We start from the raw sequence: 10,467 nt of genomic DNA on the forward strand, positions 1-10,467 counted from the left end.
CGCCACGCTCACCACTGTATAAATTCCCATGAATATTGCGCACCTGCTGGAAGGCCTTAACGGCAAACAACGGGAGGCGGTGGCCGCGCCCCAGTCCAACCTGCTGGTGCTGGCCGGCGCCGGCTCCGGCAAAACCCGGGTGCTGGTGCACCGCATTGCCTACCTCATCCAGGGGCTGAACGTCTCCCCCTACGCGGTGATGGCGGTAACCTTCACCAACAAGGCCGCCAGCGAAATGCGTGGCCGGGTGGAACAGCTGATGGGCGGCCAGCTGCGGGGCATGTGGCTCGGCACCTTCCACGGCCTGGCCCACCGGCTGCTGCGCTTTCACCACCAGGACGCCGGACTGCCGGAGAACTTTCAAATTCTCGACTCAGACGACCAGCTGCGACTCATCAAAAGGGTGATGCGCAGCCTTAATCTGGATGATAAAAAGTGGCCGCCGCGCCAGGCCATGGGCTACATCAACGCCAAGAAAGACGAAGGCCTGCGCCCCAAGCACATCGATCCGCAAGATCCGGTGGAACGCCTTTGGCACCAGATCTATGAGGCCTACCAGAGTGCCTGCAACCTGGCTGGCCTGGTGGACTTTGCCGAGTTGCTGCTGCGGGCTCTGGAGCTTTTGCGCGACAACCAGCACCTGCGCGACCACTACCAGGCCCGCTTCCACCATGTGCTGGTAGACGAATTCCAAGACACCAACGCCATCCAGTACGCCTGGCTGCGCCTGTTGGCCGGGCCCCAGAGCCACGTGATGATCGTCGGCGACGACGACCAGTCCATCTACGGCTGGCGCGGCGCCCGGGTCGATAACATTCACCGCTTTCTGGACGATTTCGCCCCGGCTGTGACCATCCGCTTGGAACAGAACTACCGCTCCACCGGCACCATCTTGAAGGCTGCCAACGGCCTGATCGCCCACAACGCCGAGCGGCTGGGTAAAGACTTGTGGACCGACGGTAAAAGCGGCGAGCCGGTGTCGGTGTACGCCGGCTTTAATGAAATCGACGAAGCCCGCTTTGTGGTGAGCCGCATCCAGGCCTGGGTGGACGACGGTGGCCGCTGGTCCGACGCCGCCATTTTGTACCGCAACAACGCCCAGTCGCGGGTACTGGAAGACGCCCTGCTACGGGAAAGCATCAAATACCGCATCTATGGCGGCCTGCGCTTTTTCGAGCGCCAGGAGATCAAAGACGCCCTGGCCTACCTGCGGCTGATGGCAAGCCGCGACGACGACGCCGCCTTCGAGCGGGTGGTGAACACCCCAGCCCGTGGCATTGGCGATCGCACCATCGGTATCGTGCGCCAGCAGGCCCGCGAGCAAGGCACCACCCTGTGGCGGGCTTGCCGGCAATTGCTGGACGCCAAGGTGCTGTCGGGCCGGGCCGGCAATGCCGTCAGCGGCTTCATGACCCTGGTGGACAACCTCGACGAGCAAGGCTGCGACGAGGTACTGAGCCGCCAGGTGGACATCGCCATCAAGGAGTCCGGGCTCTTTGCCATGTACCAGGCCGAGAAGGGCGAGAAAGGCCAGGCGCGGGTGGAGAACTTGGAGGAATTGGTGTCAGCCACCCAGGACTTCGAACCGCCGGAAGGTAGCGAGGAGATGAGCGAGCTGAACGCCTTTTTGGCCCACGCGGCCTTGGAATCGGGCGACACCCAGGCCGACGAGTTTGAAGACGCGGTGCAGATGATGACCATGCACACCGCCAAGGGCCTGGAATTCCCGCTGGTGTTCGTGGTGGGGGTGGAAGAAGGCATGTTCCCGTCGATGCAGTCGGTCACCGACCCTGACCGCCTCGAGGAAGAACGGCGCCTGTGCTACGTGGGCATGACCCGCGCCATGAAAAAACTCTACCTGTGCTACGCCGAATCGCGCCGCCTCTATGGCCGCGACGAGTACCACACCCCCAGCCGTTTTCTGCGGGAAATCCCCCAAGAATGCCTGGAAGAGGTGCGGGTGCGCACCCAGGTAACGCGCCCCATCACCCAGTACCAAAAGAGCAGCGACCAGTTCAACGAAACCGGCCTGAACCTGGGCCAGCGGGTGCGCCACAGCAAGTTTGGCGACGGCATCATCATCAATTACGAAGGCACCGGCCCCCAGTCGCGGGTGCAGGTGGCGTTTGATGAGGCTGGCCCCAAATGGCTGGTGGTGGCTTACGCCCGGCTAGACGTGCTGTAACCGTCCGATGAAAAAGCCGCCTTGATGGCGGCTTTTCTACAGCAGCAGCGCCAGCCCAATCACGCCGATGGCCACCAGCACCCCTTTTTGGAATAGCTCGCCCCAGCCTTGGGTTTGCTCGGCGTCCGGCCCTTTACGGCTTTCTACCTGCGCCACCTCGCTCAAAGGCACAGCGCCGACCGAGGTGTAGAGCTTTTCATCGTCAATGCGCTCAAAACGCCCCTCCAGCTGGCGCCCGTCCGCCAGGGACACCAGCACCGGCTCCCCTGAGCGCAGCTGGTTAAGGTCGTGCACTTCTCGGGTCAGGGTACAGGCACCGAGCAGCAGCGCCAGCATCACCACAACAGCACGCATCTGCTATTCCCTTTGTTGTCATTGCCTTAACCGAGCTTAGCTGGTGGCAACCTGCTTTGCCCTTTGGCGCTGGTTGCGCAGGGCATCAAAGGTAAAGAGCAGCAGCGCGCCCCAGATAAAGGCAAAGGTGAGGGCGTTGTGGGGGTCGAACTGCTCGCCGTACACCAGCACCGCCAGCAAAAAGGCCAGGCTCGGCGCGATGTACTGGAAGAACCCCAGCACCGACAGCGGCAGGTGCCGCGCGGCGGCGATAAAGCACAGCAGTGGCACCGTAGTCACGATACCGGCCGCCACCAGCAGCAGGTTGAGCGACCAGGGGTTCTCGGTCATGGCGGTGGCGCTGGGGTTAAACCACAGGTACAAGCATGCGGCAGGCAGCAACAGCAGGGTTTCTACAAAGAGGCCAGCCACCGGATCCACCGGCACCTTCTTGCGAAACAGGCCATAACAGCCAAAGGAGAAGGCCAGCACCAGCGCTATCCAGGGCAGGCTGCCAAAGTAAACTAGCTGGGCCAGCACCCCGGCACTGGCCAGCGCCAGCGCAAACCACTGCAACCGCCTGAGCCTTTCCCCCAAAAACGCCATGCCCAGGGCCACGTTCAGCAACGGGTTGATGTAATAGCCCAGGCTTGCTTCGAGGATATGGTTATTGTTGACGGCCCAGATATAGAGCCCCCAGTTGGTGGCGATGAAGCAGGCGGTGAGCATCAGGGTGCGCCACTGGCGTTTGTCCTTGAACACGTGGCGCACCGTGCCCACCTTGCCCAGCGCCAGCAGCAACGCGACCAGAAACACACAGGACCAAATCACCCGGTGTGAGAGGATCTCAACAGCAGGCACCGCCTGGATCAGTTTGAAATAGACAGGCGCTACTCCCCAAAGCAGGTAGGCCGACAACGCATACAGGGTACCTTTGGAATCCACGCTGGCCATGGCCGCTCCGGGAAGTTGGGAAAGCGCCCTATGCTACCCAGCTTGCGGTATTTAGGCCATCCGAAAACCGCTGAGCCGCTTCTCCAACGCCTGCAATTGCTCGCTTAAGCCCTCGGCCTCCTGGTGCACGCTGCTCACCTGCTGGGCGGTATCTTGGGATAGGCGGTTAATGCCCACCGTGGCTTCGTTGACCTCGGCCAGGGTGGCCGATTGCTGCTCGGCCGCAGCCGCCACTTGGCGCACCAGATCCTGCACCCGCTCAATCTGCACCGTTACCTGCGACACCGCTTCGCTGCTGGCCCTGACACTGCCAGCGGTTTCACTTACCTGGCTGGCATTGCGGTTCATGGCCGCCAAGGCGCTGGCACTCGATTGCTGCAGGCGCTCTATCATGTCCCGTACGCTCTCGGTGGACTCGCGGGTCTTGTAGGCAAGAGAGCGTACCTCGTCGGCCACCACCGCAAAGCCCCGCCCCTGCTCGCCGGCCCGGGCCGCCTCGATGGCGGCATTGAGCGCCAAGAGGTTGGTTTGTTCGGCAATGCCGGTGATGGTGTCCAAAATGCCGGAGATCTCGCCGCTGTGCTGGGCCAGGCGCTCGATCTCCTCGCGGTTCTCGGCGATGGACACCGTCAACTGCTCAAAACCCTGGGTGACGGTATCGGTAAGCCGCTGGCTGCTGCCGACATGGCTGTGGGCCTGGTTCATGGCATCCCTGGCCTGCTGCATGCTGGCCGACACCTCCGCCGAGGCCTGGGCGATTTCATCCATGGCGTGGGCCAGCTGATCGGCGCTCTGGTTCTGCTGCTCGGCATTGGCGTTGGCGCGGCCCGCCGAGCTGATAATGTTGTGCATGGTGCGGCTGGCCGAGCTGGCGGTGCCGTGGAAGCCTTTGAAAATGCCGTTGACCTCTTCAAGGTGCACATCGATGGAGCGGCTGATGTTGCCGAATTCGTCGGCCCGGTTGTCACCGAGGCGCAGGGTCAGGTCGGATTGCTGGGTGATGGCCTTGAGGGTGTCGTCGACATAAGCAACCCGCTTTTTAAGGGAGCGGGTCAGGGAGAAAATGAGGTAGCAAAGAGGCAACAGCACCACCAGGCTCACTGCCAGGGTGATCCACAGGCCGTTCAAGGCCCGCTGCTTAATCTGGTGCGCCTCGGCCACAAACTTGCTGTTAAGCGCGCCGGAAACCTGCTTGATGGCGGCAATGCGCTGGGTGGCCAGGGCAAACCACTGGCCGTTTGAGGGGTCGGCCAGGGTGTCGCTGGGGCCGCCATCCGCCACGGTCTGCTGGATGGCCTCCACCTGCTGCCAACTTTGCTGCTGGCGCGCCTTTTCCAATACCCCCTGGGCTTCTACCGAGGCCAGAGACATGAAGCGGTCCAGCTGATCCTGCTCCGAGGTGGTGGCCTTGAGCACCATGGCAAAGGCTTTGTTATCAAGGCTGTGGCGAGCAAAGGCGCCATTTAAAAGTCCCCGCACCTGGCCGGCGTATTCACTGCTCCAATACAGGGCCAGAATGCCGTCCAGCAGGGTTTTTAACGACGGCAGATCTGACAGCTGCAAGGCTTGGCGGGATGAGAGGTTCAGAGCCAGGTCGTTAAGGCGGCTGTAGTAACCAAAGGCGCCGCTCTGGGGGTTGAGGTTATCCACCTGGTGGCGGATCTCGCTGCGGTTATCAAGGGTTTGTTGCAGCTGGTTAAAAAGAGCCTGGCTGCGCTTACCCAAGTGGGCAACCGGCACCGATTGAAAATGGCTGATGGCCTGGTCCAGCTTCTGGCGCTGCTCGGCGAGTTCTGGCCCAAATTTTTTACCGGCCGAGCCCAGAAAACCAGCGCTAAGGCCCCGCTCTGCCGCTCCTTGCTGGGCCAGGTTGGACGCCGCCTCCACCAGTGCTACCAGCTCCACGGCATTGGCGGCCTGGCCTGACTCCTTAACCAGGGTGCTAAAGTGCACCCCCCACAAAAACACCAGCCCCGCCAGGGGCACCAGTGACACTATCAATACCGCGTGGACAAACTTGAGCCGGGCCAGTAAGCGTCGCATCTTTCCTCCTGCGTGGCTGGTAAATCATTTACCGCGCCTGTAAAGGCCAAGAAGCTAAGTCTAGACCACGCAAGAGTTTTTACTGTCAGCCCGGCAGATTGCGCACATGGCAGTCGAGCAGGTGATCGTTCACCATCCCTACTGCCTGCATAAAGGCATAAATGATGGTGGGGCCGACAAAGCGAAAGCCGCGTTTTTTCAAATCCTTGCTGATCTGCTCGGCCAGGGGCGTCACCGCCGGCACGTCACTCAAGGTGCGGGGCTGGTTGACGATAGGCTGGCCACCCACAAAGGCCCAGAGGTAGGCGTCGAAGCTGCCAAATTCCTGCTGCACCCGGATAAAGGCCTTGGCGTTGTCGATGCTGGCCGCCACCTTGAGGCGGTTACGCACTATGCCGGGGTTGGCCAAAAGCCGCTGCTGGTCGGCGTCGGCATAGGCCGCTATCTGATGCACGTCGAACTGGTGGTAGGCATCGCGGTAGGCCTGGCGCTTACGCAGTACCGTTATCCACGACAGCCCGGCCTGGGCGCCTTCAAGGATGAGGAACTCGAACAAGGTGCGGTCATCATGGACCGGGCGGCCCCATTCGGTGTCGTGATAGTGCTGGTAGAGCGGGTCGTCCCCACACCAGGGGCAGCGAAAAAGGGTGTCCATCTTGGCTCATCCATAAGTAAAAGTGCTCCCACCTTGCCCGAGCCCGGCCCTGGCCACAAGAGCGCGCCGCCTTGTTACCGGCGCAGGCTGGCCCCCTGGTGAAAAAACCTGCAAAACCGAACAGGCGAGACTGATTCACTTTCCATAAAAACCCTTTAATAACAGCTACCTTACATTGCGGCACGGCGCCATCAGGCCAGGCACATTGCGCCCAAAGCACCGGGGATTTGCCCGGCAAAACTGTGAGCCAGATCGGGGCGAAGACGCGGCACCATGCCTAGGGTAAAGGACGATTGTTGCCTCTATACGATACAAAATGACAACGCTGTCACCACGAGCTGTCGGTGCAAGCCGTCGGCGTTGTTGCCCAGAAATAAACCCTTGCGAGGATCTCATGCACCACAGACAACAACTCCTGCCGGCCCTGGTGGCCGCCTTGTTGACCACCCCGGCCCTGGCCGCCGCGCCGGGTAAACCCAGCCTGGACTGGATGGAAACCAGCTTTGCCCTTATTGAGGTGGACGATGCCGCCACCGCCTACCAAAACCTGTTGACGATACACGACAGCGTGTCGGTGCCGATGGCCTGGACCGCATACGCCGGCGACGGCGCCACCCGGGTGCAATACCTGCTGAACGGCGCCGTGGTGTTGGAGCAAAGCACCAGTGGCGGCGCCACCCAAACCGGCTCGGCCAACCTCAGTATCAACAAAGGGGGCCAGTACCAACTGCAGGTGGCACTTTGCAACGACGACGGCTGCACCTCAAGCGACGCCAAAACCATCACCGTGGCCGATACCGACGGTAGTCACCTGGACCCCATCACCCTCAACGCCGGTGAGAACAACACCCCCTACACCGACCAATCCGGCAAGGTGCTGGGAGCCTACTTTGTGGAATGGGGGGTCTATGGCCGCGCCTTCCCGGTGGACAAGATCCCGGCGTACAACCTCAACCACCTGCTGTACGGCTTTATTCCCATCTGCGGTGGCGACGGCATCAACGACAGCCTCAAATCCATCGAGGGTAGCTTTGCCGCCCTGCAGAGGGCCTGCGCCGGCCGTGACGACTTCAAGGTCGCCCTGCACGACCCCTTCGCGGCCCTGCAAAAAACCCAGGCCGGCCAAACTTTTGCCAGCGCCTACAAGGGTAACTTCGGCCAGCTGATGGCCCTGAAGAAAGCCTACCCCGGTCTTAAAATTTTGCCCTCCATCGGCGGCTGGACCTTGTCTGATCCCTTCTACTTCTTGGGCGACGCCGCCAAGCGAAAGGTATTTGTAGACTCGGTAGAAGAATTCATCCGCACCTGGAAGTTCTTTGACGGCATCGATATCGACTGGGAATTCCCCGGTGGCCAGGGCGCCAACCCGGCGCTTGGCAGCCCCAGCGACGGCGCCACCTACCAGGCCCTGATGCAGGAGCTGCGGGCCATGCTCGACAGGGTGCAAGCCGACACCGGCCGCACCCTGGAACTGACTTCGGCCATCAGCGCCGGGCCGGACAAAATCGCCAAGGTCGATTACCAGGCCACCGCCCAGTACATGGACCACTACTTTTTGATGTCCTACGACTTCTTCGGCGCCTTTGATACCCAGAATCTCGGTAACCAGACCGCCCTCTATGCGCCGGCCAACAAACCGGACACCCCATACACCACCGACAAAGGGGTGCAGGCGATGCTGGCCCAGGGCGTCGATCCGGGCAAAGTGGTGGTAGGGGCCGCCATGTACGGCCGCGGCTGGACCGGGGTGTCGGGTTATAACGATGGCGACCCCTTCAGCGGCACCGCCACCGGCGCCGTCAAAGGCACCTGGGAAGCCGGGGTGGTGGATTATCGGCAAATCGCCAACGAGTACCGCGCCACCTGGCAATACGGTTACGATGCCAGCGCCGAGGCACCCTACATCTTCAAGGCCGACACCGGCGATCTCATCACCTACGACGACCCCCGCTCGGTCAAAGCCAAGGGCCAGTACGTGCTCAATCACAACCTGGGCGGCCTCTTTGCCTGGGAAATAGACGCCGATAACGGCGATATCCTCAACGCCATGAATGAAGGCCTGGGCAACGGCGAAGGCAGCGGCAACCAGAACCACGCCCCGGTAGCCCGCGCCGGCAGCGACCAGTCGGTCACCGGGCCGGTCACCGTTACCCTTTCTGGCAGCGCCTCAAGCGACGCCGATGGCGACACCTTGAGTTTTAGCTGGAGCCAAAGCAGCGGCCCGGCCCTGACCCTGGCCGGCACCAACAGCAGTGCCCTGAGCATTACCCTGCCAGCGGTCAGCGCCACCACCGGTTATGGCTTTACCCTGACCGTGTCCGACGGCGCCCTTGAAAGCACCGACACCGTCACCCTCACCAACAATCCGCCAGCGGCCAACCAAGCGCCGTCGGTCAGCCTACCGGCCCAGGTACTGGCCGCCAGCAATGGGGCTGTGACCATCAACGCCACGGTGTCTGATGAAGGCGAGGTGAGCTACCAGTGGAGCCTCGCCGATGGCCTGAGCGCCGCCAGCCTCACCAGCCCGGCTTTGGTGTTGACGGCGCCCAGCGTCTCGGCCCAAACCAGCTATAGCATCAGCCTGACCGTCACCGACGCCGAGGGGCTTAGCAGCAGCGCCAGCACCACCCTGGTAGTAAGCCCGGCCGGCAGCGGCTGCGATGCCAGCGCCCCCAACGCCGGCAACTACCCGGCCTGGGAGGCAAGCACCGTCTACACCGGTGGCGACAAGGTGAGCTACCAGGGGCTGGTATGGCAGGCCAAATACTGGACCCAGGGCGACACCCCCAGCCAGGCCGATGGCCCCTGGGCACTGGTGTCTGACGTGGCTCAAACCTGGCAGGCAGGCGTGGCCTATAACGGCGGCGATGAGGTGGACCATAACGGCCGCCACTACCGCGCCCAATGGTGGACCAAAGGCGAAGAGCCGGGGGTGGCCTCGGTGTGGGTAGATATCGGCCAGGCCAGTTGCCAATAACCGACAGCCCCGCTTCGCGGGGCTTTTTTTCGCCAAGCCGCACCGAGGTTGGGCCAAGGGCGCTTTTAACCGCAGCGCCTTTCTGCGACGCTTAGCCTAATCAAGGAGATAGCCATGTTCCGAACCCTGTTGCTGTTGGCACTGTTCACCCTGCCGGCCCTGGCCGACGTAGAAGAAGACCGCCTGCCCAAGGCCGAATCCGCCATGCCCGGCCTGATTGAACCTTTCAAGCCGCTGCTGGCGCGCCTGAGCGCCAGCCCCGATATGGCCACCGTGGTCGAGGTGGCCAGCCAGGGCTTTACCCTGGGTAAGGACATCGCCAAAACCCAGCTCGACGACAGGCCCCTTTATTGGTTTCGCCTGGCCGGCAAAGCCAAACTGCGGGCACTGGCGCTGCCCGACGCGCAAAAAGACAAGCTGCTGCGCCGCTTTGAGCGGGTCAGCCGCGGCATCGAAGACGTTCACTTCAAACCCGGTATCAAACACATTTTGCTGACCGGTTTTGACCCCTTCTTCCTGGACCGCCATATCGACCAGTCCAACCCCTCGGGGCTGGCGGCCTTGCTGCTGGACGGCACCATTTTGGAAAAAGACGGCGTCAAGGCGCAGCTAGAAACGGTGCTGGTGCCGGTGCGTTTTGCCGATTTTGACGAGGGCCTTATCGAGCAGACCTTGCTGCCCTATTACACCCAACACACCGCCGACATGGTGGTGACGGTATCCATGGGCCGCAGCGATTTCGACATCGAGCGCTTCCCGGGCAAGCGCCGCAGCGCCGAGGCTCCGGACAACCTACGGGTGATGACCGGCGCCACAGCCGCCGTTCCCAAACTGCCACTGCTCTACGGCAAGCCCTTGTCTGGCAAGGAGTTCGTAGCCCTTAGCCTGCCGGTTGATGCCCTACAGGACGGCGAAGGCCCCTTTAAAATGAACGATAACCGCAAGGTCACCACTTTGGCTGGCGACCGCGAGCCCCAGCACCTTTTCGAGCTGGACGGCCAGGTGTCGGTGAACGGCTCCGGCGGCGGTTATCTGTCCAACGAGATAAGCTACCGCGCCATTCGCCTGCGCAACCTGCTGAAAAGCCACATCCCCACCGGCCATATCCACACCCCGCGCATCGAGGCCTACGACAAGGCCAAGGAAGCGGCCATCGTCAAACAACTGGGCTCCATGCTGACCCAGGCGACGGGCACCCTCCAATAACAAAAAAGGCAGCCAAGCGGCTAATGCCAGTCAGTTAAGCTGACTGGCATTTTTTCTTTCTCGCTGGATACTTGCTGTATTTTGGCCGGATGCAGCGTGGATATGACCGGTCTG

General features: G+C 61.9%; 7 protein-coding genes. 3 read left to right on the forward strand and 4 right to left on the reverse strand.

Annotated elements, in window-relative coordinates:
- The first annotated feature begins 28 nt into the window (after positions 1–28).
- Complete coding sequence (gene uvrD / locus EDC28_RS14545; protein ID WP_123422080.1) at positions 29–2,185, forward strand: DNA helicase II; 2,157 nt, start codon at positions 29–31, stop codon at positions 2,183–2,185.
- 36 nt (positions 2,186–2,221) lie between these two features.
- Here the strand turns inward: uvrD and EDC28_RS14550 are convergent, their stop codons facing one another.
- The 4 genes from EDC28_RS14550 to EDC28_RS14565 form a co-directional block, all read right to left on the reverse strand.
- A complete protein-coding gene (locus tag EDC28_RS14550) occupies positions 2,222–2,539 on the reverse strand; it encodes a hypothetical protein (RefSeq protein ID WP_123422081.1) in 318 nt (105 codons plus the stop codon).
- A gap of 36 nt (positions 2,540–2,575) precedes the next feature.
- Positions 2,576–3,472 (reverse strand): EamA family transporter RarD, encoded by an 897-nt coding sequence (gene rarD, locus EDC28_RS14555; RefSeq protein ID WP_123422082.1) that lies wholly within the window; start codon positions 3,470–3,472, stop codon positions 2,576–2,578.
- 51 nt (positions 3,473–3,523) lie between these two features.
- Positions 3,524–5,515 carry a methyl-accepting chemotaxis protein gene (locus EDC28_RS14560; protein ID WP_123422083.1) on the reverse strand — a complete coding sequence of 664 codons (1,992 nt, stop codon included), beginning with the start codon at positions 5,513–5,515 and terminating at the stop codon, positions 3,524–3,526.
- Positions 5,516–5,600: 85 nt separating this feature from the next.
- Positions 5,601–6,170 (reverse strand): DNA-3-methyladenine glycosylase I, encoded by a 570-nt coding sequence (locus EDC28_RS14565; RefSeq protein ID WP_123422084.1) that lies wholly within the window; start codon positions 6,168–6,170, stop codon positions 5,601–5,603.
- A 394-nt stretch (positions 6,171–6,564) separates the two neighbouring features.
- Here EDC28_RS14565 and EDC28_RS14570 point away from each other — a divergent pair, with 394 nt between their 5' ends.
- Together EDC28_RS14570 and EDC28_RS14575 are read left to right on the forward strand one after the other, a co-directional pair.
- Entirely contained in the window at positions 6,565–9,147 is a 2,583-nt protein-coding gene (locus EDC28_RS14570) for a glycosyl hydrolase family 18 protein (protein ID WP_123422085.1), read from the forward strand.
- Positions 9,148–9,261: 114 nt separating this feature from the next.
- A complete protein-coding gene (locus EDC28_RS14575) occupies positions 9,262–10,353 on the forward strand; it encodes a pyroglutamyl-peptidase I family protein (RefSeq protein WP_123422086.1) in 1,092 nt (363 codons plus the stop codon).
- The last annotated feature ends 114 nt before the right edge of the window (positions 10,354–10,467 follow it).

This window comes from Gallaecimonas pentaromativorans, assembly GCF_003751625.1.
Lineage (GTDB): Bacteria > Pseudomonadota > Gammaproteobacteria > Enterobacterales > Gallaecimonadaceae > Gallaecimonas > Gallaecimonas pentaromativorans.

Bases quoted from the DNA above. Each gene is read 5' to 3' on its own strand.
- EDC28_RS14570 (WP_123422085.1), top strand. From the start codon at position 6,565: ATGCACCACAGACAACAACTCCTGCCGGCCCTGGTGGCCGCCTTGTTG.
- EDC28_RS14560 (WP_123422083.1), bottom strand. From the start codon at position 5,515: ATGCGACGCTTACTGGCCCGGCTCAAGTTTGTCCACGCGGTATTGATA.
- rarD (WP_123422082.1), bottom strand. From the start codon at position 3,472: ATGGCCAGCGTGGATTCCAAAGGTACCCTGTATGCGTTGTCGGCCTAC.
- EDC28_RS14575 (WP_123422086.1), top strand. From the start codon at position 9,262: ATGTTCCGAACCCTGTTGCTGTTGGCACTGTTCACCCTGCCGGCCCTG.
- uvrD (WP_123422080.1), top strand. From the start codon at position 29: ATGAATATTGCGCACCTGCTGGAAGGCCTTAACGGCAAACAACGGGAG.
- EDC28_RS14565 (WP_123422084.1), bottom strand. From the start codon at position 6,170: ATGGACACCCTTTTTCGCTGCCCCTGGTGTGGGGACGACCCGCTCTAC.
- EDC28_RS14550 (WP_123422081.1), bottom strand. From the start codon at position 2,539: ATGCGTGCTGTTGTGGTGATGCTGGCGCTGCTGCTCGGTGCCTGTACC.